Below are 26,045 nucleotides of genomic sequence, written 5' to 3' on the forward strand. Positions count from 1 at the left end.
CCTAAGCGCGTAAGGCCGGACTGCGCAAGAGTGACGCAGGCGTCACTTTTATGATGTTACTCCGCGGCCTGCAGGGCAGCGGTCTTTTCGGCCTCGATCTGGGCGGCGCGGGCCTCCACCAGGGCGACGATGTGGTCGACCATGCCGTCGTTGTCCTGCTTGTGGTCGGGCTTGCCGGCCACATAGACCATGCCGGCGCCCTTGCCGCCGCCGGTGAAGCCGAGGTCGGTCATCAGGGCCTCGCCCGGCCCGTTCACCACGCAGCCGATGATCGACAGGCTCATGGGGGTGGCGATGTGGGCCAGCCGCTGTTCCAGCGCCTCGACCGTCTGGATGACGTTGAAGCCCTGCCGCGCGCAGGAGGGGCAGGCGATGATGTTCACCCCGCGGTGGCGCAGGCCGAGGCTCTTCAGGATGTCGAAGCCGACCTTGATCTCCTCGACCGGGTCGGCGGCCAGGCTGACGCGGATGGTGTCGCCGATGCCGGCCCAGAGCAGAGAGCCGATGCCGATGGCGCTCTTCACGGTGCCCGTGCGCGTGGCGCCGGCCTCGGTGACCCCCAGGTGCAGCGGGCAGTCGATGGCCTCGGCCAGCTGTTGGTAGGCGGCCACCGTCATGAACGGGTCGGAGGCCTTCACGCTGATCTTGAACTCGTGGAAGTCGTGGTCCTGCAGGATGCGCGCGTGGTTCAGCGCGCTCTCGACCATGGCGTCGGGGCAGGGCTCGCCGTACTTCTCCAGCAGGTCCCGCTCCAGGGAGCCGGCGTTGACCCCGATCCGCATGGAGCAGCCGTGGTCGCGGGCCGCCTGGATCACATCGCGCACCCGGGCCGCGGAACCGATGTTGCCGGGGTTGATCCGCAGGCAGGCCGCGCCCGCCTCGGCCGCCTCGATGCCGCGCCGGTAGTGGAAGTGGATATCGGCCACCAGTGGGACCTTGGAGGCCCGGGCGATCTCCCGGAACGCGGCCGTGGACTCCTCGTCGGGGCAGGAGACGCGGACGATGTCGGCGCCGGCCTCCTCCAGCTGGCGGATCTGTTCGATGGTCGCCTTGGCGTCGGCCGTCAGCGTGTTGGTCATCGACTGGACGGTGATGGGCGCGTCGCCCCCCACCTCCACGTCGCCCACGCGGATCTTGCGGCTCTTTCGGCGGTCGATGGCGCGCCAGGGGCGGACGCTGGTGTGGGCTTCTGTGGTCATGGCCCGCGGAAAATAGTCGGTCCCGAAGGGAAACCCAACTGCGGGCTACGGCCGCGGGGCCGGCTTGGCGGCGGGGGGCGGCGGCTGGATCACCACTGGCGCTGCGGGCCGCGACTGGACGGCGGCCGACGGGACGGCCGGCTGGGTCGTCGTTGCGAGCTTGGACGCGAGCACCTGCTGCGCCGGCAGCACGCCCTTGGACTGACCGGCCACGAACACCTGGAAGTCCTGGGGCGAGGAGACGTCGAGCGTCAGGCCGGCGAGTTGGGGAACCCGGTACGCCTCGCCCTTGGCCAGCTGGCGGGCGAAATAGACCGACCCGTCGGGCCCGCGCACGATCAGGGCTCCCGCCTTGATCGCCTGCACCGTCACCACCGACGGGTTGGAGGAATCATAGATGCGGCCCTTGGGCGTGAAGACGGTGGGCAGCGACGCCAGGTCCACGGGCGGGGGCTCGCCCAGCCGCGTCGGGGGCGGGGCGGCGGCGGCTGGCGCATTCGGGTCGGCCTTGAGGCCCATGGCGGCCGCCAGTCCCGGCGTCTCGTAGGGCGGAGGCGTGGTGGATTCCACCGGGGCGGGCAGGGGATACCCCAGCTCCACCGTCCCGGACTTCATCTGGGTGAGCGCCTTGGCGGTCTGGGCCGGCGGCGCCAGCGGCGGGGGTGGGGCGGCGGCCATCATCGCCCGCTGCGCCACGTTCCACAGCACGATGGCGGCGATGATGATCAGGGCGCCGATCAGGAAGGCCGCGACGCGCGGGTCCTTCTCGTCGATCATGCCCACCGGCGCGCGCAGGGCCTCCTCCAGCACCGGCTCGTCGCTCTTGAACCGCTCCGTGGCCAGGTCGGGGTCGACGCCCAGGGCGGTGGCGTAGGCGCGAATGTAGCCGATGGTGAAGGGCCGGGACGGCAGGGCGTCCAGCTGCATCGCCTCGATCGCTTCGAGGTAGGAGCGCCGCACCCGGGTCCGCTCGGCCACCTCCGGCAGGGTCAGGCCCTTGTCCTGGCGGATCGCCCGCAGCGCCTCGCCCAAGGTCTCGTGGGCGTGCAGCGGGTCGACGGGCGCAGGCGGCCCCGCATCGACCGGCTCGGCTGGCGGCGGCGCATCCGGGCCGCCGAAGCTCAGCGCCGCGCGAAGTCGTCCGCGCGCCGTCTCGGCCTTCTTGGATGTGCGTTTGCGTAACACGCGGGCTCCTGCCGTCGCCGCCACAGTGTCTAGGGATTCGGGCGAGGATCAGACGGCGAGGTAGAGTTTGCGCGCGAGGGTTTCAATCTCGTTCCGAACCGAGCCGGCCGACGACTTCAGCAGGGCCGAAACACCGCGCCGGGCGGCCTCCCGATCGCAGCTCAGCACCATCTGCTTCACAGGGCCGATGCCGGCCGGGGGCATGGAGAGCCGCTCGAACCCGAGGGCGGTGAGCGCGAACGCCTCCAGCGGGCGGCCCGCCATCTCGCCGCAGACGCTGACCGGGGTGCCGGTTTCGGCACAGGCGCGCTGGATCGCCTCCATGGCGCGCAAGGCCGGCGGCGACAGGAAGTCGTAGCGATCGGCCACGCGCGGGTTCCCCCGGTCCGCCGCGAACAGATACTGCATCAGGTCGTTGGTCCCGACGCTGACGAAGTCGGTCATCGGCAGCAGGGCGTCCAGGTGCCAGATCAGGGACGGCGCCTCGATCATCGCGCCCACGTCCAGGCGCGACGGCGCCGGGCGGCCGCGGCGCTGGGCCCAGGCGACCTCTGTCTCGACCAGGGCCCGGCCGGCGCGGAACTCGTCCACGCTGGCCACCAGCGGGAACATGATCCGCAGCGGCCGGCCCTTCGAAGCGGCGATCAGGGCGCGGAGCTGCAGGCGCAGCAGGCCCGGGCGGTCCAGGCCCATCCGGATCGCGCGCCAGCCTAGGGCCGGGTTCTCCTCGCGCTCGGCCTCCATGTACGGCAGCACCTTGTCGCCGCCGAGATCCAGGGTGCGGAAGGTCACCGGCAGGTCGCCGGCCGCGTCCATGACCCGGGAATAAAGCGCCGTCTGGGCGTTGAACCGCGGCATCTCCTCCGAGACCATGAACTGGAACTCGGTGCGGAACAGGCCGATGCCCTCGGCGCCGGTGTCGGCCAGGCTCTCCAGGTCCACGTCGAGGCCGGCGTTCATCAGCAGCGTCACCTTCACCCCGTCGCGGGTGAAGGCGGGCGTGTCTTTCAGCTTGGCGAACTCGGCCTGCCGCTGCCGGCGCACGTCCATCCGCGCCTTGATGGCGGTGGCCACGTCGGGGCGGGGGCGCAGATAGGCCTCGCCCGTCTCGGCGTCGACGATGACCGGGTCGCCCTCCGAGACCTTGTCGCGCAGGCCGTTCAGGCGGCCGACGCAGGGGATGTCGAGCGCCCGGGCGACGATGGCGGCGTGCGAGGCGGAGGAGCCTTCCTCCAGCAACAGCCCCCGCAGCTTGGTGCGGTCGTATTCCAAGAGGTCGGCGGGCCCCAGGTTCCGGGCGACCAGGATGGCGTTCTCGGGCAGGTCGCGCGCCACGCTGCCGTCCCCGGACAGGTGCCGCAGCAGCCGGTCGTTCAGGTCCTCGAGGTCGTGCAGCCGTTCGCGCAGATAGGGGTCGCGCGCCTGGCCCAGGCGGGCGCGGTGCTCGGAACGGACCCGTTCCACCGCGGCCTCGGCGGTCAGGCCGTTCTTCACCGCGTCTTCGAGGCTGCGGTTCCAGCCCCGGTCGTGGGCGAACATGCGATAGGTGTCGAGCACGTCGTACGAGGCGTCGACCAGGCCGTGCTGGCCCTCCAGCATCTTGTCGATCTGGGCCTTCAGCGCCTCCAGCGCCGCCTGCAGCCGGGCCTCTTCCGCGACCACGTCGTCGGAGAGGAGCTGCGAGGAGGCCACCGGCGGCTCGTGGAGGACGGCCACGCCATAGGCCAGGCCGTCGGCGAACTTGGAACCCTTGATCCGCTCGGGCCGCCGGGGCGCGAGTTCGACGCCTTCCAATTCGCCGACGCTGATCAGTTCGCCCGAGGCGACCATCTCGGCCACCACCATGGCGACGATCTGGATGTCCTCGACCTCGTCCTCGGAATAGACCCGCTCGGTGCGGTTCTGGACGACCAGGACGCCGATCACCCGCCCGCCGCGCAGCAGCGGCACGCCCAGGAAGGCGTGGTAGGGATCTTCGCCGGTCTCCGGACGGTACGAGAAGGCGGGGTGCTCGGGCGCGTCGGCCAGGTTCAACGGCCGGCCCATCCGCATGATCTCGCCGACCAGGCCCTCGCCCGGCTTCATGCGGGTCACGTGGACGGCGTTCGGATCGAGGCCTTCGGTGGCGAACAGCTCCATCTCGCCGCTGGCGCGCCGCAGGTAGATCGAACACACCTCGGCGACCATGGAGAGCGCGATGATCCGCACGACCATGTCCAGGCGCTGCTGCGCGGGGCCACCCCCGGCGAGCGCCTCGCGGATCTGCCGAAGCAGGCTCCGCTGTCCACGTATGGCGACGGATGCGGCCATTCTACGCGAACGATCCTCCCTTACCCTTTGCCGGGTCCCTAACAGTTTTATCTTTCAGAACCGAGACCCAAAGGCCGGTTTTGCGGCGCTCGATGCAACTGCACAGCCATGGGGCATGGCGGCGGCCGCGGACCGTCACTAGCTTAGATAGGTGCCCCTCGACGATCTCCCCAGGTCCCGATTGATCCCACCCGCGGTGGAGCCGCCGGACGGTCCGCTGCCCTATTTCCACGCGCTGTGGAAGCTCCTGGACAACCCGATCGAGGCCTGGCCCCGGGCGGTTTATGAGGAGCCGTTCTACCAGCGGGGCGACGAGCGCCAGACCTTCCTCTACGCCTGCGACCCGGCGATGCTGAAGGACATCCTGCTCGACAAGGTCGAGGCCTTTCCCAAGGACTGGATGTTCGACCGGGTGACCAAGCCGGCCCTGGGCGAGGGGCTGCTGACCGCCCAGGGCGAACACTGGCGCTGGCAGCGCCGGGCCGCCGCGCCGGGTTTCCGGCCCGACAATGTCGCCGCCATGACTCCGGCCATGGTCGCCGCCGCCGAGGCGGCGCTCGCCCGCTGGCGCGAGCGGGGCGAGGGGGCCCGGCTGGACATCGCCACCGAAATGACCGCCATCACCTTCCAGGTGATCTTGGACACCATGCTGTCCGGCGGCGAGGGGATCGACGTCGAGGCGGCGGCCCGCAAGATCACCGACTACCTGGAGACCCTGGGCAAGATCACGCCCGCCGACCTGCTCCAGTGGCCGACCTGGACCCGGGTGGCCCTCGCGCCGCGCGGCCAGCGGGCCATGGTGTTCCTGAAGGCCATGGTCGACCGGATGGTCGAACGCCGCCGCCGCGAGCCGTCGCGCGGCGACCTCGTCGACCTTTTGATGCAGGCGCAGGACCCCGAGAGCGGCCGGCGGATGGACGACGTCCTGCTGCGCGACAACCTCCTGACCTTCATCGCCGCCGGCCATGAGACCACGGCCCTGGCTCTGACCTGGTCGCTCTACCTGCTGGGCCGCGATCCGGAGACGGCGGCGCGGGTCCGGGCCGAGGTGGCGGAGGTGGCCGGCGAGGAGAGCCTGACGGACGCCGACGTCGCGCGCCTGACCTTCACCCGCCAGGTCGTGCAGGAGGCGATGCGCCTCTATCCGTCCCTGCCGCTGATGAGCCGCATGTGCGCCGAGGACACCGAGGCCGGCGGCCACCCGGTGGCCAAGGGGACCTTCATCTTCATCCCCATCTACGCGATCCACCGGCACCGCCGCCTGTGGAGCGACCCCGACGCCTTCGACCCCGACCGGTTCGGCCCGGCCGAGAGCGCCGGCCGGCCCCGGTTCGCCTATCTGCCGTTCGGCGGGGGGCCGCGGGTCTGCATCGGCCAGGCATTCGCCCTCACCGAAGCCGTCGCCATCCTGGCGACGCTGGTCCGCGGCGCGAGCCTGGAGCCCGACCCGGGCCACCGCATCCGCCCGGTCATGCGTGTCTCCATGCGGCCCCACGGCGGCATGCCCATGACCCTGCGCCTGCGCTGACCCCTCAGCCCGCCCGGATCAGCAGGTCTTCGTAGAAGGCGCCGATCGGCCGCGTCGGATGGGCGATCTGGATCTCCAGGATCCACAGGCCGGAGACCGGCACGCCGTCGAAATCGCCGAGGGCGCCTGCCTTGTAGATCGCGTGCGGAAAGTCCGAGACCCGGTGGCCCTTCACCTCCCAGTTCAGCCGCCAGCCCCTGGCCTCGGCGCGGTCGGTGGCGAACCGATAGAGCGCCTCGCCCGTGACGCCGTGCTCCCGCCACTGGGCCGCCACCTCGTCCCACAGGTCCCGCGCCGCCTGGGCGCAGGCGTGCATCTTCGGATCGTCGCCCACGACGAAGGTGTCGCCTGCATCGCCCTCGTGGCCGTCCCAGACGGCGCCCAGGTCCACGAAGAAGATGTCGTTCGGCTGCAGCACGTAGTCCGGCTGGAAGTCGGCATGGAAGGTCTCGATGGTGCCAGGGCCGAAGCGCACCACGTTCCGGTGCCAGAGCCGGTCCATGCCCATGGCCTCCAACACTTCCTGGGCGATCGCGTCGCCGCGGCCTTCGGTGACGCCGGGCCGGATCTGCGCGGCGATGCGGCGGACCGCCTCGAACGTCAGGTCGCGGGCCTTGACCATGGCAGGGAGCGAGAAGGCCTCGCCGACGGCTTCGCGGCGGGGATTTACGGCGGACATGGACGACTCCGAAGGTGATATAAAGAAATCCTTATATCAATCTGCCGCGCCGCGCGAGCCCCTCCGACGCCGCTTGAGCTTGCGCGCGGCCCGGCGCATCGTCCTTGCAACGATAAGGGCGGGGAGGGGATGGCCATGCGAAAGTGGCTCGCGTTTGCGCTTGCCTGGGCGCTGATCCTGGGGGGCGCGTTCCTGGCCCACCGGGTGCAGACCTCCAACGGCGCGGTGAAGGTCTCCGAGGTCCGGATCGCCGCCGAACAAGGCGTGACCGTCTCCGGCCTCTTGTACGTCCCGGCCACGGCGACGGCGGCCAGGCCCGCCCCGGCGGTCCTGGCCAGCCACGGCTACATCAACACCCGCGAGATGCAGAGCCCGTTCGCCATCGAGCTCAGCCGCCGCGGCTTCGTGGTGCTGGCCATGGACATGACGGGCCACGGCTATTCCGGCGGCATCGTCGGCACGGCCGATTTCGGCGGCCCGGCGGCGCTGCGCCATCTCCGAAGCCTGCCGTTCGTGGACAGGGCCAACGTCGGGCTCGAAGGGCACTCCATGGGCGGCGGGCCGATCCTGGCGGCCGCCGCCGAGCAGCCGGACGCCTATCGGTCCATCGTGCTGGAGGGCTCCACTCCCGGCCTGCTGGGCGCAAAGGCGCCGGCGGATCCGAAGAACCTCGCCGTCGTCTTCGGCCAGTACGACGAGTTCGCCGGCCTGATGTGGGGCGTGCCCAAGGGCTCGGAGATCGGCGAATCCAAGAAGCTGCAGGCCCTCTTCGGCGTCACCGCCCCGGTCATGGAAGGCCGCATCTACGGAGACGTCGCCAAGGGTACAGCCCGCGTGCTCTACAATCCCCCGATCACCCACCCCTGGGAGCACTTCTCCGGCTCCGGCGTCGGCCGCGCCGTCGACTGGTTCGAGGCGACCCTGAAGCCCAGCGGGACGCCCTCGCTCACCGGGCAGGTCTGGGTCTGGAAGGAGGTTGGCACCCTAGTCGCCTTCATCGGCCTGATCGGCCTGATCCTGGCCACCTTCGACCTCCTGCTGAGCAGCCGGTTCTTCGCCGACCTGAACCATCCCGCCGAGCCCGTCATGGAACGCCGCGACGGGCGATGGTGGACCTCCCTGGCCATCACCGCCGCCCTGCCGGCGCTGACCTACTTCCCGCTGATGAAGGTGGGGCAGCTCTTCTTCCCGATGGCGATCTTCCCGCAGTGGGTCCAGAACCAGCTCCTGGTCTGGGCGCTGGGCACGGCCCTGCTCACCCTGCTGATCGGCCTGGTGATCCGCCGCAAAGCGACCTTCACCAACCGCTGGGGCGTGGCGATCGCGGCCACGGTGGTGACCATGGCGGTGGCCTACGGCTCCCTGGCCCTGGTCGATCACCTCTTCAAGGTGGACTACCGGTTCTGGGTCCTGGGGCTGAAGCCGCTGGACGCCGTGCGGGCCATGCAGCTGCCCGGCTACCTGATCCTCTGGAGCCTATTCTTCCTAGTCGCCATGCGCGCCTTCGCGGCCGCCATCCCGGTGAAGGGCGAGGGGCCCATGGCCGCCCTCGGCTGGGGCAAGATCGCCATGGCCCTGGGCTTCCTGGTTCTGGTGGCGTGGGAGTACGCCACCCTCTTCGCCACCGGCCTCCTGGCCACGCCGACCGAGCCGCTGAACGTCATCGTCGCCATCCAGTTCGTGCCGTTGCTGGCGATCGTCGGCGTGATCGGCGCCTGGACCTACCGGCGGACGAACTCCTACGTCCCGGGGGCCCTGATCTGCGCCGTGCTGGTCAGCTGGTACATCACCTCGGGAACGGCGAACCACTGGCAGCCGGGGTTCGAGCCGCAGCTTCCGGGGGCGCCGGCAAAGCGGTGATCCGGTAGGCGCAACGGCGGGCGCCGGCCAGGATGTGGTCGGTGCGTTCGATCTCAACACCGGGCCCCAGCACCTGGCGGAACACCATCAACTCGGCGCGGCAGAATCCCTGGCAGGCGGCCGCCGCCGCGCAGATCGGGCAGTGATTTTCCACGAGGAGGAAGCCGCCGCCAGGGTCGGGCGACCAGTCGGCCATATAGCCTTCCGCCGTCCGAATCTCGGCCAGGCGGGCCACGCGGGCCTCCAGGCCCTCCGCGTCGGCCATCGCCTGGTCATAGCTCTCCGCCGTCGCGGTCTCGCGCCGGGCGATCATCCGCTCGACCCCTGCCTCGCCGAACTCGGCGCGCACGGCGGCCAGCATTTCCAGGGTGAGCTGGGCGTGGGTGTCGGGAAACCGGGCCTGGGCCGCGGGCGTCAGGGACCAGATGCGCCGTGGCCGGCCCACGCCGCGGCGTTCGTCGCGGTGGCAGACCAGTCCGTCGCCGACCAGGCGCTCCAGGTGCTGCAGGACCGCCTGGCGACTGATATTCAGCGCGCCCGCCAGGCCCAGGGTCTCGGCGGGACCCCGGCTCTTCAGTTGAAAAAGGATGCGGTCGGCGGGCGTATGCATTTGACAATCTGATGATTGCAAAATCAGCAGGCGCCGTCTACCAGATTTGACATGTCCGAGGTTGTCGAAAAGAGCGATGCGCGCGCCAACAGTTGGGGCGACCTGCTGGCCGAGAGGCGCCTTCCGCGCTTCGCCCTGATCTGCCTGGGCGTCTGGCTCAACGCCGCCGACAGCCTAGTCACCGCCACCATCCTGCCCAGCGTCGGCGCCGACCTGGGCGGCTACGCCTATTTCTCCTGGGCGACCGCGGGCTTCTTCGTGGGCGCCATCCTGGCCGGCGCCAGCTCAGGGCGCCTTTCCGAGATGTTCGGCCTGCGGTCGGCCACGGCGCTGGCCGGCGTGGTGATGGTTCTGGGTTGCGTGATGAGCGCGGCGGCGCCCGACGTGGGCTGGTTCCTGGCCGGGCGGCTCGTCCAGGGCCTGGGATCCGGCTGGATCTCGGGCTTCGCCATGGTGGCCATCGCCATGCTGTTCCCGGAGCGCCACCTGGCCCGGGTGTTCGCGGCCGTCACCTTCGTCTGGGGCATCGCCACGGTGCTGGGGCCCCTCTTCGGCGGGGTGGTGGTCGAGGCGGGCCACTGGCGCGACGTCTTCTGGCTGTTCGCGGCCCAGGCCGGCGTGTTCAGCGCAGCGACGCTCTGGCTGCTGGGCGGGGCGTCCAAGCCGTCCGGCGGGCCGGGGATACCCTGGCTGCAGCTGGGCGTGCTGGGCCTGGCCGTCGCGGCCATCGCCGTCGCCGATCTCGCGCCGACCGCCCTTGGCTCCATCGGGCTCGTGGTCGCCGGCCTCGCCGTCCTGGTGCTGGTCGTCCGGATCGACGCCCGGGCCCGCATCCGCCTGCTGCCGCACCGGGCGGGCGACCTCTCGACCGTCTGCGGCTCGGGCTACCTCGCCATGTTCGCCCTGACCGCGGCCTCCATGGGCTTCGCCATCTACGGCCCGCCGATCCTGCAGCACCTGCGCGGATATTCGCCGCTCGTCGCCGGCTATGCCATCGGGGCGGAGTCCATGGCCTGGACCGTCTCGGCCATGGCCGTGGCCGGGGCGACCGGCGTCTGGGACACCCGCTGGACGCGTCTGGGCGTGGTGCTGCTTGTGATCAGCCTGGTGATCCTGGCCCTCACCATGGCCGACGGGCACATCGCGTGGGTGCTGACCGGCGGGTCGCTGCTGGGCGCGGCCTTTGGGTTCTCCTGGGCCTTCATGAGCCGCCGGCTGCTGGCCGCCCTCTCGGACGAGGATCGCGCCATCGGCTCCTCGGCCATCATGGCGGTGCGCCAGACCGGCGGCGCGGCTGGCGCGGCGATCTCGGGCGTCGCGGCCAACCTCGTCGGCTTCTCGGACGGACTCACCGACGCCAGCGCCCGCGGCGCCGGCTTCTGGGTGTTCGCCGCGGTGATCCCGCTGGCCCTCGTCGGCGCCTGGGCGACGTTCCGGATGACCGGTTCGGCAACAAGCGTCGCCTCCTAGGAGTCTTCGGGTCGCCCCAGGATTGCATTTCGACCCAAGCGCGGTTTTGATCCGCCGCGTGAGTCCCACCGGTGAGCGCGATCCCGAAATCATGACCCGCCGCGACAGAGTGCTCGCGGGGCTGTCGTTCGCCTTCCTGCTCGACGAGATGGCGACGGGCGTGGGCGGGCTCGATCCCTTGGACGCCCTGCTGGTCCTGGCGATCAACCAGGCCAACATCGCCCCGCTCACCCGCGACCACGACGCCCGGGCGCGGTATGGCTCCCTGGACACCCCCGCGCCCGATGGCGCGCGCCGGCCGGTCAGCATGAACGCGGTCGCCGCGTCCCTGGGCCTGCCGTTCGAGACCGTGCGCCGCCGCATCCGCCGCCTGGCCGCCGCCCAGGTCTGCAATCTCTCGGCCGAGGGCGCGGTCGTCCCGGCCAGTTTCCTGGCCTCCCCCAGCTATATCCAGTCGGTGGTGGAGGGGCACGAGCGCCTGCGCCGCTTCTATCGCGAGATGGACGCCGCCGGACTGGTCGAACAACTCCCGCCGCCGGCGTTCGACACCGACGACATTCCCATCCGCGCCGCCGCCCGACTGCTGGCCGACTACATCCTGCGCGCCTCCGAGGGGCTGATGCGCGAGGCGGGCAATGTGATCTCGCTGCTGGCCCTGGTCGCCCTGCTGGCTGCCGCGCTTCGGGACGAGGGCCGGGCGGACGGCCACCGCCGCGCCACCTCCGTCCGCCAGATCGCCATGACGCTGAAACTCTCCCCCGAGACCGTCCGGCGGCACGGCGCGGAGCTGGTCGAGGAGGGGCTGTGCATCCGCACCGCCGCGGGCCTGCTGATCCCGGAGGAAGCCTTCGACCGGCCGGGCATGCGCCGGCTGCTGGCCGAGAACGCCGCGAACGTCCAGCGCCTGCTGGCCGGTCTCGCCGAGCGCGGCGTGATCCGCGCCTGGGATGGGGCCTAGAGTTGGTCCAGGCCGTAGGCGGCGTGCAGCGCGCGCACCGCCAGCTCGGTGTAGGCGGCGTCGATCAGCACACTGATCTTGATCTCGGAGGTCGAGATCACCTGGATGTTCACGCCCTTTTCCGCCAGCGCCTGGAACATCGACTTGGCGACGCCCGCGTGGCTGCGCATGCCGACCCCGATCACCGAGACCTTGGCCACGTCCTCGTTCACGCGGACGTCCTCGAAGCCGATCTGCGGCTGGTTGGCGCGGATGATCTCCACGGCGCGCTGCGCATCGCGCTTGCCGACGGTGAACTCCATGTTGGCCGTGTCCGCCGTGCGCGCGTGGCTCTGGACGATCATGTCCACGTTCACGTTGGCGTCGGCCAGGGCGCCGAAGATCGCCGACGAGACGCCCGGATGGTCGGGCAGGCCGAAGAGGCTGATCTTCGCCTCGTCGCGGCTGTAGGCCACGCCGCTCACGATCCGCTTCTCCACGATCTCCTCCTCGTCGCACACGATGGTGCCCTGGCCGGGCGCTTCGCCGGGCTCGACAAAACTTGAAAGCACCCTGACGGGCACATTGTAGGCCATGGCCATCTCGACCGAGCGGGTCTGCAGGACCTTGGCGCCCAGGGACGCCATTTCCAGCATCTCTTCGTACGAGATCTTGGCCAGCTTCCTGGCCTTGGATTCGATCCTGGGATCGGTGGTGTAGACCCCGTCCACGTCGGTGTAGATGTCGCACGGGCACTCCAGCGCCGCGGCGATGGCCACCGCGCTGGTGTCGGAGCCGCCGCGGCCCAGGGTGGCGATGCGGCCATCCCGGGTCACGCCCTGGAAGCCCGCGATGACCGCGACCTCGCCGGCGTCCAGCGCGGCGCCGAGCTTCTCAGGCGGGATCTCGTCGATGCGGGCCCGGCCGTGGGCGTCGTCGGCGATGATCGGGATCTGCCAGCCCAGCCAGGACCTGGCCTTCAGGCCCATGTTGCGCAGGGTCATGGCCAGGAGCCCGGCCGTCACCTGCTCGCCCGAGGCCACCACGACGTCGTACTCGTCGTCCGAGGGCGGCAGCCCCTGCGCCGCGGCGCCGGCGCCGTCGGTCCAGGCGACCAATTCGTTGGTCTTGCCCGCCATGGCCGAGACCACCACGGCCACCTGGTGACCGGCCTCGACCTCGGCGTTCACCAGCCGCGCCACGCGCCGGATGCGTTCCAGATCGGCCACCGAGGTGCCGCCGAATTTCATCACCAGGCGTGACATGGACTTGCGATCGGTACCCGTTGCTGCGCCGCCGAAGGGCGCAGCCTTCTAGCGACGCGCGACGCGTACGGCAACGCCCGGAATCTTTCGTTTTCGCCGCCGGGCGGGGTAGAAGGGGGCATGACTTCCCAAGGCGCCGCCCGTTCAAGCATCGATCCTGCCGAGGTCGAGACGTTCTCGAAGATCGCAGCGGAGTGGTGGAACCCCCGCGGCAAGTTCGCGCCCCTGCACAAGTTCAATCCGGTCCGGCTGGGCTTCATCCGCGACCAGGCGCTGTACCGCTTCAGCCGCGACCCGGCGGCGCGACGGCCCTTCGAGGGCCTGCGCCTGCTCGACATCGGCTGCGGCGGCGGCCTGCTGTCCGAGCCCATGACCCGGCTGGGATTCCAGGTCACCGGCGTCGACGCGTCCGAGCGCAACATCGCAACCGCCGCCACCCACGCCGCCGAACAGGGCCTGGAGATCGACTACCGCGCCTCCACCGCCGAGGCCTTGCTGGCGGCGGGCGAGCCGCCGTTCGACGTGATCCTCAACATGGAGGTGATCGAGCACGTGGCCGATCCGGCGGCCTATCTCCAGGACTGCGCACGGCTGCTGAAACCCGGCGGACTGATGGTCGTCGCCACCCTCAACCGCACGCTCAAGGCGCTCGCCCTGGCCAAGATCGGGGCGGAATATGTGCTGCGCTGGTTGCCGGTTGGCGCCCACGACTGGTCGAAATTCCTGAAGCCCAACGAAATCCGCGACTTCCTGTCGTCCGAGCCGGTCGTTGTGGACGGCCCCTTCGGCGTCGTATTCAACCCGCTGACCGGCCGATGGACGGAATCGGCCGACACGGACGTGAACTACATGATGACGGTGGTCCGCGACGCGGCGTGACGGGGCGCGCCGGTTCGCAGGGCCTTGGGGCGGTTTAGGAGATTCCATGCCTTCGCTTCGCGTGCTCGGGCACGCCTTCCGCGCCTGGCGGCGGAACAAGACATGGGCCAAGCATGAGCCCGAGACCCCGTACCTCGCCGATCTGCTCTCGGGCGCGCCGGTGTGCCTGCACGTGGGCGCCAGCGATGGGCGCCACTCGTATGTGATGACCCAGGTGGCGCCCAAGGCGCGCATCTACGCCTTCGAGCCGTCGGCCTTCGCCTTCGAGGTGCTGAAAGTCGCCATCGCCTGGCACCGGATCGGCAAGCAGGTCACCGCCATCCACGCCGCCGTGGCCGATAAGCCCGGCGAGCTCTTGCTCGTGACCCCCAAGAAGACCTCGGGACGCATGGGCCGCGCCTACGCCTACGTGGCCGAGACCCGCCCGAACGGCCCCGCCCGTCCGGACCTGGACGACACCGGCATGGACGTCCAGCCGACGCCCGTGATCACCCTCGACGCCTTTTGCGCCGAGCATGGGATCGACCGCGTCGACTTCATCCGCATGGACATCGAGGGCGCGGAACTTCGGGCGCTGATGGGCGCGGTGAAGATCCTCGACCGGGACCTTCCGCACGTCCTGCTCGAGATCCACCCCGACATGCTCCAGGCCCGCTTCGGCGCCTCGGGCGAGGCGGTGCTCGATATCTTCCGCGACCGCGGGTACCGCATGTTCGCGCTGAACGGCGACCGGCTCGAGGAGCGGACGACCCTGGTCGAAGGCCTCCCCTGGAAGGACTACTTCTTCATCCACCCCAACCGCGCCGCCCGCCTCCCGGACGGCGTCTTCAAGGCCCGGATGGCGGCGTAGCGCGCGGGGCCTTCGCCGCAGGCTGCGGGCGCCTTAGCCTGCGGGGCAAACGCGAAGGAAACGCCTGCCCATGCTCGCCCTGATGATGGATCGTCCGCTCACGTTGCCGTCGATCCTGGAGCACGCTGCGCTCTACCATGGCGACCGGGAGGTGGTGACGCGCACGGTCGAGGGGCCGATCCACCGCTACGGCTATGCGGACGCGCTCTCCCGCGCCAAGCGGATGGCAAAGGCGTTGCTGGCGCTGGGCGTGAAGCCGGGCGACCGGGTGGCGACCCTGGCCTGGAGCACGCATCGTCACTTCGAGCTCTATTTCGCGGTCACCGGCATCGGGGCGGTGCTGCACACCATCAACCCGCGCCTGCATCCGGACCAGGTAGTCTGGGTCGCCGACCACGCCGAGGACAGCCTGCTGCTGTTCGACATCACCTTCTCGGATCTGGTGGCCGAGATCGGGCCGCGGATGGCGACCGTGAAGACCTTCGTGGCGATGACCGACGCCGCCCACGCCCCGCCCGGCGTCCTGGTCTACGAGGACCTGCTGGCGGCGCAGGACGACGACTTCGCCTGGCCCGACATCGACGAGCGGCAGGCCTCGGGCCTCTGCTACACCTCCGGCACCACGGGCAATCCGAAGGGGGTGCTCTACGGCCACCGCTCGACGGTGCTGCACGCCCTGGCCCTGGCGCTGCCCGACGCCTTCGACCTGTCGGCCCGTGACGTGGTGATGCCCTGCGCCCAGATGTACCACGCCAACGCCTGGTGCACGCCCTACGCCGCACCCCTGGTCGGGGCCAAGCTGGTGCTGCCGGGCCGGGCGCTGGACGGGCCCAGCATCGCCGAGCTCATCGAGGCCCAGCGGGTGACCTTCCTGCTGGGCGTGCCGACGATCTGGGTGGGAGTCGCCGACCACCTCGACCAGACCGGCGGCCAGATCACGACGGTGAAGACCACCGCCGTCGGCGGCTCGGCGCCCACCGCCGCCCTGATCGCGCGCATCGAGGACCGGCTGGGCGGCAAGGTCCGCCAGATTTGGGGCATGACCGAGACCTCGCCGCTCGGCGTCATCAACACCGCCCTGCCCACCCACGCGGCCGAGACGCCGGCGGCCGCGCTGCAGCGCAAGCTGAAGCAAGGGCGGGGCCTCTGGGGCGTGGAGCTGCGGATCGTGGGGGAGGACGGCCAGCCGCTGCCCCGCGACGGCAAGAGCGCCGGCGCCCTGCAGGTGCGCGGCCCCTGGGTCGCCTCGGCCTATTTCAAGCAGGACGGCGCCGCCGCCTTCACCGCCGACGGCTGGTTCGACACCGGCGACATCGCCACCATCGATCCCGAGGGCTACCTGCGCCTGACCGACCGGGCCAAGGACGTGATCAAGTCCGGCGGCGAATGGATCTCGACCCTCGACCTCGAAGAGGCCGTCTGCTCCCATCCCGCGGTCGCCATGGCCGCCGCGGTCGGCATGCCGCATCCGAAATGGGACGAGCGGCCGCTGCTGCTGGTCACCCTGCGCCCCGGCCAGACCGCCGATCCCGAGGCGCTGAAGGCCCATGTCGCCGAGCGGGTGGCGAAGTGGTGGACGCCGGACGAGGTCCGGATCGTCGAGGCCCTGCCCATCGGCCCCACCGGCAAGGTGCTGAAACGCGAGCTGCGTGAGGCGCTGGCGACACAGGCGCCCGCCCAATGAGCGCATGACCAAAAGCTCACAGAACTCCTGGCTTGCACCGTGCGTTAGGCTTCCCAGGTGACACTGTAGAGCCAGTCGGAGGTCGGGTTTGGCCAGGAAACGTCCCAAGGGACTGATTGCGATGGGCTGGGCCGCGGTCGAAGCGGCGGCCAAGGGTCGAACCGAGCACGTTCCGACCTCGGCCGACTATCCCGAGGACGTGGTCCGGCGGACCAGCTTCGTCTCCGGCGGCGGCCACGGCTGGCGCATCTCGGCGCTGGAGACGCCGCGAGTCCTGCCGCCGCCGTGGAAGATCGTGGTGATCACCGGCGCCCCGTCCTGGGCCGAATACTGGGCCGAGACCCTGGCCGAGCTGCCGCCGGACCGCGAGATGATCGTGGTGGACCGGCCGGGCTACGCCGCCTCCGAGCCGCTGCACCCCGTCACCGACATACGCGTCCAGGCCGAGGCGCTGGCCCCCGTCCTCAAGGCCCGGCCCGGCCAGAAGGTGCTGCTGGTGGGCCAGAGCTATGGCGCGGCCATCGCCTCCATCATGGCCGAGCAGAACCCGGGCAAGGTCGCGGGGCTGGTCCTGCTGTCCGGCTTCTTCGGGGAAGCCGGGCCCACGGCGCGCTGGCTGCTGGACCTGGGCGGCAAGGCGCTGAAGATGATCCCGCGCGACCTGCGCCATGCCGTCATCGAGGTGACAGGGCAGAAGCCGCAACTGCGCCACGCCAAGCGCGCGCTCGCCAAGCTGAATATCCCGATCCACATGATCCACGGCGACAAGGACGACTTCGCGCCGCTCGAGGCCGCCGAGAAGCTGGCCGAGGAGACGGTGACCCGCCGACCCATCCGCGTGGTCCGCACAGAGGGCGCCAACCACTTCCTGAACGACGGTCCCGCCGAGATCTTGATCGCGGCCCTGGAATCCTGCATCCCGCAGCGGGGTGCCGGCTGGACCTTCCGCTGGCCCAAGCTGCCCCAGCTCTGGCCGGTCAAGCTGGGCAAGCCCGCGCCGCTGCAGGTGAGTTAGCCGAGCAGGGTCCCCGTCGCCACCGCGAAGCCGATCACTACCAGCCACGGCGGCAGCTTGGCCACGTGCAGGAAGACGAATGCGGCGGCGAGCAGGGCCCAATCCGCCGGCCGCCGCACGGTAGCCATCAGCACCGGGTCCCACAGCGCCGCCGCCAGCACGCCGACGACCACGGCCCCAACGCCGGCCAGCACGCCCCGCGCCCAGGCCTTGCGCTTCAGCCCGTCCCAGAACGGCAGCACGCCCGTGACCAGCAGCAGGCTCGGCAGGAAGATCGCAAAGAGCGCGATCAGGCCGCCGACGATCCCGCCGGGCCCATAGCGCTGCGCCGCCCCGACGAACCCCGCGAAGCTGAACAGCGGGCCGGGCAGGGCCTGCACCACGCCGTAGCCCATCAGGAAGGTGTCCTGGTCGAGCCAGCGTCGGTCGACGATCTCGCGCTCCATGAGCGGCAGCACCACGTGCCCGCCGCCGAACACCAGCGAGCCGATGCGGTAGAAGACGCTCGCCAGGCCCAGCCCCGGATTGCTCAACAGGCTGGCCAGCACCGGCAGCCCGATGAGCAGCAGGACGAACAGTCCCAGCGCGAACAGCGCGCTCTGGCGGTCAACCGTCTCGAACGCATCGTCGGGTGCGGTCTCGGCCGGGAGGTCCCGCAGCATGGCCAGGCCGAACAGGCCCCCGGCGACCAGGGCCGCGATCTGGGCCATCGGGCTCTGCGCGACGATCAGGCCCGCGGCGGCGCCGATCGCCATGCCCGCGCGCACCGGGCCCACCGCCAGGGTGCGCGCCATCTGCACCACCGCCTGCAGCACCACGGCGGCCGCGGCGATCTTCAGGCCGTGGATCCACCCGTCGCCGTAGAGCAGGATCAGGTCCGGCGAGACGGCGGCGAAGGCGATCATCAGGACCGCCGCCGGCAGGGTGAACCCGGCGAAGGCCGCCAGGGCCCCGGCCAGGCCCGCCTGGCGCATCCCGATGGCCATGCCGATCTGGCTGGACGCCGGGCCGGGCAGGAAATGGCAGAGCGCCACGAGGTCTGCGTAGGCGGCCTCCGACAGCCAGCCCCGCCTCTCCACGAACTCCTTGCGGAAGTAGCCCAGGTGCGCCACGGGGCCGCCGAACGCGGTCAGGCCCTGTTTCAGAAACGCCAGGAACACGTCGAGCGTGGAGACGGCCTTGGCAGGCTGGGCGGCATCCATCACGCCTAGATGGTCGGGTACGGCCGCCGTGTCGACCCGTTTCGGCGATAGGGACTTCCCAGCCCCATCTGAACGGCGATAAGGCTTCTCGCAAAGCAAGTAAGGAAGAGGGAAGACCATGAAGGCCGCCGTGCTGCGCGAAGTGGGCAAGCCGCTTCAGATCGAGGACGTGCAGATCTCGAAGCCGGGCCCGCGAGAGGTGCTGATCCGCACCGCCGCGGCGGGCGTCTGTCACTCCGATCTCCACTTCATCGAGGGCAAGTACCCCCACCCGATGCCGGCGGTGCTCGGCCACGAAAGCGCCGGCGTCGTCGAGGCTGTGGGCTCGGAAGTCCGCAGCGTGAAGCCGGGCGACCACGTCATCACCTGCCTCTCGGCCTTCTGCGGCCACTGCGACCACTGCGTCACCGGTCATATGGCCCGCTGCGTCTCGCCCGAGACCAAGCGCCGCGACGAGGATGAGCCGCGCCTGGCCAGCGCCAGCGGCCCGATGCTGCAGTACCTGAACCTCTCGTCTTTCGCCGAGCAGATGCTGATCCACGAGAACGCCTGCGTGGCGATCCGCAAGGACATGCCGCTGGACCGCGCCGCCCTGATCGGCTGCGGCGTCATGACCGGCGTGGGCGCCGTGATTCACACCTCCAACGTCCGCCCGGGCGACACCGTGGCGGTCATCGGCTGCGGCGGCGTGGGCCTGGCGGCGATCAACGGCGCGGCGATCGCCGGCGCCGGCCGGATCATCGCCATCGACATGGCGCCGGGTAAGGAGAACCTGGCCAAGTCGATGGGGGCCACCGACTTCGTGCTGGGCGGCCCGGACGCGGTGAAGACCGTCATGGAGATGACCCGTGGCGGCGTGCAGCACAGCTTCGAGGCCATCGGCCTCGCCGCCACCGCCGAACAGGCCTTCAACATGCTGGCCCGCGGCGGCACCGCCAACGTGATCGGCATGATCCCGGTGGGCCAGACCATCAGCCTCATGGGCGCCGCCTTCCTGGGCGAGAAGCGCATCCAGGGCTCGCTGATGGGCTCCAACCGCTTCCCGGTCGACATGCCGCGGCTGGTCGACGCCTACATGGCCGGCAAGCTACACCTCGACGACATGATCAGCCGCCGCATCAAGCTCGAGCAGGTCAACGAGGCCTTCGAGGAAATGAAGACCGGCGCGGTCGCCCGCTCGGTCATCGTCTTCGACGCCTAAGCTTCGCGGACACAGCGACAAGGGCCGGTGGAGCGATCCGCCGGCCCTTTTGCGTTTCAGGCGGGCCGACGGGTCTGGATGGACTGCAAGTAGAGGATGATGGCGCGCACGTCGTCCGGAGCGAACCGGAACTCCGGCATCAGCGGGTGCCCGGTGAGAATTCCCTCGGCGAGGGCCTCCGACAGCATCTCGGGATCGTAGCGCGCGTTGAGTTCGCGGAACGGCGGGGCCGCCGGCTCACGGCTGGCGCCCTCGCGTCCGACGGCATGACATCCGCCGCAGTGGAGCTGCACCAGAGCCTCGCCCCGCGCCTCGGGTGACGGCTCTGATGGGGCCGGAGGCGCGGCGGCGGCCAGCGCCGCAGACGCAGCCAGCAGAAGGAAGGCGTGGAGAGGCCGGTTCATCCGGCCAGCTTCCCCGCCAACGCCCCGCCCGCATTGCGCGGCGTCAAACGCCTCAGCGGGAGGCGAGCGCCTGGGTGCTGGCGCCGCCGTCGGCCAGCAGCCGCTCGAGCCGGCCCTTCTGCGCCTTGAACCGCGCCAGTTCGGCGCCCGCCAGCACAGTGCCCTGCGGAACCTTGGCGCCGACCGGGTTCACGCGCTTGCCCCGCTGCCAGACCTCGTAGTGCAGGTGCGGCCCGGTCGACATGCCGGTGGAGCCCACATAGGCCACCACCTGGCCCTGCCGGACCTTCATGCCGGGTTTGAGGCCCTTGGCGTAGCGGGACAGGTGCGCATAGCCGGTATCCCAGCCGCCGGAATGCCGGATCTGCAGCCAGTTGCCATAGCCGCCCCAGCGCCCGGCGCGCACCACCACGCCGTCGCCGGCCGCCAGCACCGGCGTGCCCGAGCCCGCGCCGAAGTCCACGCCCTGGTGAGCGCGCGCATACCCCAGGATCGGATGGCGCCGCTTCCCGAAGCCGGACGTCAGACGCGCCCCGTCCACCGGCGTGCGCAGCAGGAAGCCGCGGATGTTCTTGCCGTGCTCGTCGAAATACTCCGCCTCGCCCCCGTCGCGCTCGAAGCGGAAGAACTTCACCCCGTGCAGCTCGGCGTACTCCAGATCTCCGGTCTCGATGGTCCGGCCGCTCTCGGTCACCTTGCGGTCGAACACCAGGCGGAAGTCGTCGCCCGGCTGGATGTCCCGCTGGAAGTCCAGCTTGTGGGCGAACAGCTTGGCCACCTGCGCCGTGATGGCCGGGGTGGCGCCCAGGCGTTGGGCGCTCTCATAGAGCGAGCCCTTGATCTCACCGTCGGCGACGGTGGTCTCGGCGGTGACCTTCTCCTCCAGCGCGCGCAGCCGCAGCGCCCCGTCGAAGGTGCGGGTGAGCGTCAGGGCCGTGGCCGGTCCGGTGCGCAGCGCCAGGCCCACCAGGCGCGCCGGCCGGTCCTCGCCATGCGGTTGGGCCACGGCGGCGTCGAACGCCATGCCCGCCTTGATGTCGATGGTGTCCATCGCCCGGCCGAGGGTCTCGACGGCCTGCCGCGCCTCCTCGGCGGTGACGCCGGCCCGCTCGACGGCCCGCTCCAGCGTCTCGCCCGGTCGCACCCTGACCTCGACGTTTCGCGAGCGGGCATAGCCGGGCTGGGCCTCGGCCTGGGTGAAGGCGGCATGCTGCAGGGCGGCGACCGCCTCGGGCGCCAGGGTGACCGGCTCGGGCTTGTCCAGTCGCGCGGCGACCTGCCAGCCTACGAGGCCCGCGCAGACGGCGACCGCGCCCGCGGTCAGGGCCGGCGCGAGACGAACGGGAAATCGGCCCGACTTGTAGATCTGCATCGCACCCCCGGTATCCACCGATGCGCGGCCCTGGACGCTCAGGGCCGGGAAAGCGCCCCCCGGCGCCCCAGCAGTCGACGTTCTAAATGACCGGAACGTGGCGAGCCGCGCACCCGGTCGATTTGTCTCAGAGGAGACCTAGGACCAGTTCGGCGGGCCGGCAGAGCGCCGCACCCTTGTCCGTCACCACGATAGGGCGATTCACCAGGATCGGGTCGATGATCATGGCTGCGATCAGCGCCTCGTCCGACGCGCTGGGATCGGTGAGGCCCAGCTCGTCCGCGCGGGTGCCGTTCGTGCGAAGTATCGCATGCGCGCCGACGTCCATCTTCTTCAGCAGATCTTCGAGCTGGGGCTTGGTCCAGCCGGCCTTCAGGTATTCGACCACGGTCGGCTCGACGCCCTTGTCGCGCAGCAGCTGCAGCGTGTTGCGCGAGGTTCCACAGCTTGGGTTGTGGTAGATCGTGACGCTCGTCATGCCGCCCCATTAGCCCGTTCGGTTCACCAAGTGAAGGAACGGGTCCCGGAGACGAAGGTGGAGTCCGAACTGTCCCACGGCATCAGGTCGGCCGGCCGCGCGGGCAGGGGGGCGACCCCCGCCGGCCAGCGGTCGAACCCGGCCACATAGCGCACGTCGAGCCGGCCGGCCCCGGCGGGTCGCACGCCGATGTCCACCCCCGTCCCCGCAGAAAGCCAGTAAACGCGGACCCACTGGCCGGGCGGCAGGGCCATCTCGGCGGGAACGCCCGCGACCCGCGTCACTTGGCCGCCAACGCTGGAGCGCAGGCGCAACTCCAGCGTCCGTGCGCCGGACGGCGGCGCGGCCGAAAGCAGCAGGCTGCCGTCCGGCGCCCTGCCGAGCTCCAGGCTTGGCGGCGCCTCGGCCACGGGCGGTGCGCTGGCCGCCAGCATCGGCTGGCGCCAGGCCCAATGCGAGAGCCGCTCGACGGGCCCGCCTTCCGCCCTGAGCACGGCGTCGGTCCACGGGCCGCCCATCGTCGGCGGGCTGTAGCGCCAGGCCCGGCCGGTGTCCTGGTCGACGTGGTAGCCCACGTAGCTGACCTGCGGGTAGCGGGGCGTCCAGGGATCCTCCGCCCGGATGATCAGCGTCATGGCCAGCCCGCCGGCCAGCAGCAGGCCGCCGATCACCAGGCCCTTCTGGGCCCCGGTGTCGGGCTGCGCCAGCGGCCAGAGGACCAGGCCCGCGGTGATCATCTGGATCGCGAACAGGGGCATCAGATCCATGCCCTCGTAGGCGAAGTGCGAGATGCCGCCCTGCCAGCCCAGCGTCGCGGCGGCCAGCACCACGAGAAGCCCGATGGGCAGGATGCCCCGCCGGGCGCTGAGGGCCGTGGCGGCGGCGCCGGTCGCCGCCACCAGCAGTGGCCAGGCGATGACGTAGGCCGCGCCGGGCGCGACGATCTGGAGGATCGCGGCCAGGATCAGGCCCAGGATCAGCGCGCCGGCCCAGGCGCCCTTGCGGCTGGCCGGGCGGCTGTAGACGAAGGCCCCGATGGCGCCGGCGACCACGCCCGCGACGATGCCGATCCAGTCGATCTCGCCGAACGCCGAGGCGGCCAGCCCCAGCACCAGGGGGATCGCGGCCATCCACCGTCGGCCGCGCGCCATGTCGCCGGCCGCCAGCATGAGGAAGCCGAGCGAAAGCATCATGATCGCCCATTCCCACGGCGCCGACTGGGCCAGCAGGAACCTTTGCTCGATGAAGCCGAAGCCCGCGCCCGTCAGCCGCCGGGCGAACTCCAAGACCGCCACCGTCCCGCCGCCGGCGAAGGCCAGCGCCCCCATGCCCCGGACGATATCGCTGGCGGGGAACTCGCCCGAGTGCCGCGCCCAGCGGACGGCGAAGGCCAGCAGCACCGCTGCGGCCAACAGGATCACCCAGCCGAACCAGACGGGGTAGGCGATCACCACGTCGCCGAAGAGGTTCGAATAGACGACCGTCGGCGCCCGGCCTGGAAGCTGTGCGGCGAAGGCGGTCTCGGCGGTCGCCGCCAGCACCTGGGTCCCCATGTCCTGGAGCGAGCCCCGCTCCAGGTTCGCCGGGGTCGATGTGGGGCTGTGATAGTCGAACTGGCGACCGATGATGGCGTAGTTCAGCCCCGCGATGCCGGCTCTCAGCGACTCCGTCAGGTCGGTGTCGTTCGGCATCTTCTCGTAGATCAGCACCGACAGCGACGAGGACGACGGGGCCCGGGCCGTCCGCGCGAACATCCGCACCAGCTCGCCGTTCTGGGCGCTGGTCTGGAACATGTTGACCCGGCCGCTCGAGCCGCGCGCCTCGGCGTTGATGACGAGCCCGATACGCTTGGCCAGCGGGTCGCGGCGGAAGAAGTGGTTGGCGCCCAGGAGCCCCGCTTCCTCGCCGTCGGTGATCACCACCATGACGTCGCGCGCGGGGGTCCCGCGCGCCTTGATCGCCCGCACCGTTTCCAGCGCCACCGCGACGCCCATGGCGTCGTCGGCCGCGCCGGGCGAGGCGGGCACGCTGTCGTAGTGGGCCATCAGCGCGACGGCGGGGGCGCTGCGGTCCCGTCCGGGCAGCACGCCCACGATGTTCTCCACGGCGCCGGCATAGATGCGGTCCGTCGCGCGCCGGGGAGTCTGGACGCCGACCCCCGGACGCACCTGGGGCGAAAGGCCCAGCTTCGCCATCCGGCCGACCAGGGCGTCGCGGACGCGCGCATTCGCGGGCGAGCCCGTCGGGTGGGGCGCGGCGGCCATCAGGGTCACGTCGGCGAACGCCCGCTCGGCGGAGAACTCGCTGGCTGGGGCGCCGACCGGCCGGGATTCCGGCAGGAGCTGCTCGTTGAAGGCGATCCACGACCCGAGCATCAGCGCGATCAGCAGCGCCAGGTAGCGACCCATCCGCGTCTCCCCCGAGTCTCGTTGGAGCTACGCTAGAGTGTATCGCCGGAAACGAAAACGCCCGGCGGTAAGGCCGGGCGTTCGGTATTCGCGGGTCGAGCCGGATCAGGCGGCGATGGTCGCGCCCATGTCCTGCGGATCGCGCAGCACGTAGCCGCGGCCCCAGACCGTCTCGATGTGATGCTTGCCCTCGGCGGCCGCGGCCAGCTTCTTGCGCAGCTTGCAGATGAAGACGTCGATGATCTTCAGCTCGGGCTCGTCCATGCCGCCGTAGAGGTGGTTCAGGAACATTTCCTTGGTGAGCGTCGTGCCCTTGCGGAGCGAGAGCAGCTCCAGCATCTGGTATTCCTTGCCCGTCAGGTGAACGCGGATGCCGTTCACTTCCACGGTCTTGGCGTCCAGGTTCACCACGATGTCGCCGGTCTTGATGACCGACTGGGCGTGGCCCTTCGAGCGGCGCACCACCGCGTGGATGCGGGCCACCAGCTCGTCCTTGTGGAACGGCTTGGTCATGTAGTCGTCGGCGCCGCCCGAGAAGGTCTTCACCTTGGTCTCGATCTCGGCGGTGCCCGACAGGATCATGATCGGGGTATTGATCTTGCCGACGCGCAGCGTCCGCAGGACGTCCATGCCGCTCATGTCGGGCAGATTCAGGTCGAGGAGGATCAGGTCGTAGTCGTAGATCTTGCCCAGATCGACGCCTTCCTCGCCCAGGTCCGTCGTATAGACGTTGAAACCTTCCGACTTGAGCATCAATTCGATGCTCTGCGCGGTGGCGCTGTCGTCCTCGATCAACAATACGCGCATTGGCCTCTCCTGCCGCGTCCCCGCATTCCCCCACGAATTCTGGTGAATCCGCGTTATGCCTCGCCGTTAACCTGCCCTACCGTCCTTTAAGACAGGTTAATGGTCGCTGGTCCCGACCTCCGAATCGTTAATCTGATTTCGGAATCCGACTCAAGCTGAGCCGGCTCCGTGGCGAGTCTTGGGCGCGTTGAATCTTTTGTGATTGGACGTGACGCGCGAAGCGAGGGTGGGAACGCCTTGCGCTACGAGGGGTTCTGACCGGGACAATAGAGGCCGGAGATCCCCATGACCGACCATCCCGAAACCCTTGCCCCGTACCGGATGCCGTGGCGGCGCGACCAGATGAAGCAGCTCGGCGCGCTAACCCCGATGCTTAGGTATGTTCCCAAGAATCCCCTGTTTCTGATCGGCGCCGCCGTCGTCGGCGTGGCCGGCGTCATGGCCTGGCGCAACCGCGAGCGGATCGCCACCGCGGCCAGCCCGGTGATCGACGACGCCCGCGCCAAGGGCCAGGCCCTGATCGAAGAGGCCCGGACCAAGGGCGAGGAGCTCATCGAACAGGCCAAGTCCACCGGCGAAGCCGTGGTCGCCAAGGCGAAGACGCGTCGTCGCGCCGCAGCCGAAACGACCACGCCAGAGCTACACTGAAGCCTGTTCTTCACACCCCCTTAAGCCTGAAGAGGCAATGTCCCCAGCGTAGCT

At 70.4% G+C, this 26,045-nt stretch carries 22 protein-coding genes; 10 read left to right on the forward strand and 12 right to left on the reverse strand.

Features of this window, described 5'->3' with window-relative positions:
• Nucleotides 1-56 precede the first annotated feature (56 nt).
• The 3 genes from ispG to ptsP are packed head-to-tail and all read right to left on the reverse strand — an operon-like array spanning nt 57 to nt 4,694.
• Entirely contained in the window at nt 57-1,199 is a 1,143-nt protein-coding gene (ispG, locus tag A2790_RS13135) for a flavodoxin-dependent (E)-4-hydroxy-3-methylbut-2-enyl-diphosphate synthase (RefSeq protein ID WP_293392314.1), read from the reverse strand.
• Nucleotides 1,200-1,244: 45 nt separating this feature from the next.
• Complete coding sequence (locus tag A2790_RS13140) at nt 1,245-2,384, reverse strand: helix-turn-helix domain-containing protein (RefSeq protein ID WP_293392317.1); 1,140 nt, start codon at nt 2,382-2,384, stop codon at nt 1,245-1,247.
• Nucleotides 2,385-2,432: 48 nt separating this feature from the next.
• Nucleotides 2,433-4,694: a phosphoenolpyruvate--protein phosphotransferase gene (gene ptsP, locus A2790_RS13145; protein WP_293392320.1), complete on the reverse strand. Its 2,262-nt coding sequence runs from the start codon at nt 4,692-4,694 to the stop codon at nt 2,433-2,435.
• 181 nt (nt 4,695-4,875) lie between these two features.
• On the opposite strand from ptsP, the gene A2790_RS13150 reads away from it, so the two are divergent.
• Nucleotides 4,876-6,222, forward strand: a complete 1,347-nt coding sequence (locus A2790_RS13150) for a cytochrome P450 (protein WP_293392323.1) — start codon at nt 4,876-4,878, stop codon at nt 6,220-6,222.
• Nucleotides 6,223-6,226: 4 nt separating this feature from the next.
• On the opposite strand, the gene A2790_RS13155 is transcribed toward A2790_RS13150, so the two are convergent.
• On the reverse strand, nt 6,227-6,901 hold the full coding sequence (locus tag A2790_RS13155; protein ID WP_293392326.1) for a M24 family metallopeptidase: 675 nt from the start codon (nt 6,899-6,901) through the stop codon (nt 6,227-6,229).
• 135 nt (nt 6,902-7,036) lie between these two features.
• Between A2790_RS13155 and A2790_RS13160 the strand changes: the two genes are divergently transcribed.
• Complete coding sequence (locus tag A2790_RS13160) at nt 7,037-8,761, forward strand: alpha/beta fold hydrolase (RefSeq protein ID WP_293392329.1); 1,725 nt, start codon at nt 7,037-7,039, stop codon at nt 8,759-8,761.
• Here A2790_RS13160 and A2790_RS13165 read toward each other — a convergent pair.
• Nucleotides 8,688-9,371: a metalloregulator ArsR/SmtB family transcription factor gene (locus tag A2790_RS13165; RefSeq protein ID WP_293392332.1), complete on the reverse strand. Its 684-nt coding sequence runs from the start codon at nt 9,369-9,371 to the stop codon at nt 8,688-8,690. The genes A2790_RS13160 and A2790_RS13165 overlap by 74 nt on opposite strands.
• A 51-nt stretch (nt 9,372-9,422) precedes the next feature.
• Here A2790_RS13165 and A2790_RS13170 point away from each other — a divergent pair, with 51 nt between their 5' ends.
• A complete protein-coding gene (locus A2790_RS13170; protein WP_293392335.1) occupies nt 9,423-10,841 on the forward strand; it encodes an MFS transporter in 1,419 nt (472 codons plus the stop codon).
• A 58-nt stretch (nt 10,842-10,899) separates the two neighbouring features.
• Nucleotides 10,900-11,799 (forward strand): hypothetical protein, encoded by a 900-nt coding sequence (locus A2790_RS13175; protein WP_293392338.1) that lies wholly within the window; start codon nt 10,900-10,902, stop codon nt 11,797-11,799.
• Here A2790_RS13175 and A2790_RS13180 read toward each other — a convergent pair.
• A complete protein-coding gene (locus A2790_RS13180; protein WP_293392341.1) occupies nt 11,796-13,043 on the reverse strand; it encodes an aspartate kinase in 1,248 nt (415 codons plus the stop codon). The two genes, A2790_RS13175 and A2790_RS13180, sit on opposite strands and share 4 nt — an antisense overlap.
• A 120-nt stretch (nt 13,044-13,163) precedes the next feature.
• Between A2790_RS13180 and ubiG the strand changes: the two genes are divergently transcribed.
• The 4 genes from ubiG to A2790_RS13200 all read left to right on the forward strand — a co-directional run bounded on the left by ubiG (nt 13,164) and on the right by A2790_RS13200 (nt 17,471).
• Complete coding sequence (gene ubiG, locus A2790_RS13185; protein ID WP_293392342.1) at nt 13,164-13,922, forward strand: bifunctional 2-polyprenyl-6-hydroxyphenol methylase/3-demethylubiquinol 3-O-methyltransferase UbiG; 759 nt, start codon at nt 13,164-13,166, stop codon at nt 13,920-13,922.
• Nucleotides 13,923-13,968: 46 nt separating this feature from the next.
• Nucleotides 13,969-14,772: an FkbM family methyltransferase gene (locus A2790_RS13190; RefSeq protein ID WP_293392345.1), complete on the forward strand. Its 804-nt coding sequence runs from the start codon at nt 13,969-13,971 to the stop codon at nt 14,770-14,772.
• A gap of 70 nt (nt 14,773-14,842) precedes the next feature.
• The gene (locus tag A2790_RS13195; RefSeq protein ID WP_293392348.1) at nt 14,843-16,456 is read left to right on the forward strand and encodes a long-chain fatty acid--CoA ligase; all 1,614 of its coding nucleotides are present in this window, start codon (nt 14,843-14,845) and stop codon (nt 16,454-16,456) included.
• Between the two features lie 88 nt (nt 16,457-16,544).
• On the forward strand, nt 16,545-17,471 hold the full coding sequence (locus tag A2790_RS13200) for an alpha/beta hydrolase (protein ID WP_293392351.1): 927 nt from the start codon (nt 16,545-16,547) through the stop codon (nt 17,469-17,471).
• Here the strand turns inward: A2790_RS13200 and chrA are convergent.
• Entirely contained in the window at nt 17,468-18,673 is a 1,206-nt protein-coding gene (gene chrA, locus A2790_RS13205; RefSeq protein WP_293392354.1) for a chromate efflux transporter, read from the reverse strand. The two genes, A2790_RS13200 and chrA, sit on opposite strands and share 4 nt — an antisense overlap.
• Before the next feature lie 118 nt (nt 18,674-18,791).
• Here chrA and A2790_RS13210 point away from each other — a divergent pair, with 118 nt between their 5' ends.
• On the forward strand, nt 18,792-19,874 hold the full coding sequence (locus A2790_RS13210) for a Zn-dependent alcohol dehydrogenase (RefSeq protein WP_068877239.1): 1,083 nt from the start codon (nt 18,792-18,794) through the stop codon (nt 19,872-19,874).
• Nucleotides 19,875-19,930: 56 nt separating this feature from the next.
• Here A2790_RS13210 and A2790_RS13215 read toward each other — a convergent pair whose 3' ends face one another.
• From A2790_RS13215 to ctrA, 5 genes are all read right to left on the reverse strand, one after another.
• The gene (locus A2790_RS13215) at nt 19,931-20,278 is read right to left on the reverse strand and encodes a cytochrome c (RefSeq protein ID WP_293392357.1); all 348 of its coding nucleotides are present in this window, start codon (nt 20,276-20,278) and stop codon (nt 19,931-19,933) included.
• Between the two features lie 52 nt (nt 20,279-20,330).
• Nucleotides 20,331-21,650, reverse strand: a complete 1,320-nt coding sequence (locus tag A2790_RS13220; protein ID WP_293392359.1) for a M23 family metallopeptidase — start codon at nt 21,648-21,650, stop codon at nt 20,331-20,333.
• 127 nt (nt 21,651-21,777) lie between these two features.
• Nucleotides 21,778-22,128, reverse strand: coding sequence for an arsenate reductase (glutaredoxin) (arsC, locus tag A2790_RS13225; RefSeq protein WP_293392362.1), 351 nt, complete (start codon nt 22,126-22,128; stop codon nt 21,778-21,780).
• A gap of 23 nt (nt 22,129-22,151) precedes the next feature.
• Nucleotides 22,152-24,536, reverse strand: a complete 2,385-nt coding sequence (locus A2790_RS13230) for a M20/M25/M40 family metallo-hydrolase (protein WP_293392365.1) — start codon at nt 24,534-24,536, stop codon at nt 22,152-22,154.
• Nucleotides 24,537-24,641: 105 nt separating this feature from the next.
• A complete protein-coding gene (gene ctrA / locus A2790_RS13235) occupies nt 24,642-25,343 on the reverse strand; it encodes a response regulator transcription factor CtrA (protein ID WP_068879128.1) in 702 nt (233 codons plus the stop codon).
• Nucleotides 25,344-25,628: 285 nt separating this feature from the next.
• On the opposite strand from ctrA, the gene A2790_RS13240 reads away from it, so the two are divergent.
• Entirely contained in the window at nt 25,629-25,991 is a 363-nt protein-coding gene (locus A2790_RS13240; RefSeq protein WP_293392370.1) for a hypothetical protein, read from the forward strand.
• Nucleotides 25,992-26,045: the final 54 nt, after the last annotated feature.

Origin of the sequence: Phenylobacterium sp. RIFCSPHIGHO2_01_FULL_69_31, assembly GCF_001824475.1 — a bacterium.
In the GTDB taxonomy this organism is placed as follows: Bacteria; Pseudomonadota; Alphaproteobacteria; order Caulobacterales; family Caulobacteraceae; genus Phenylobacterium.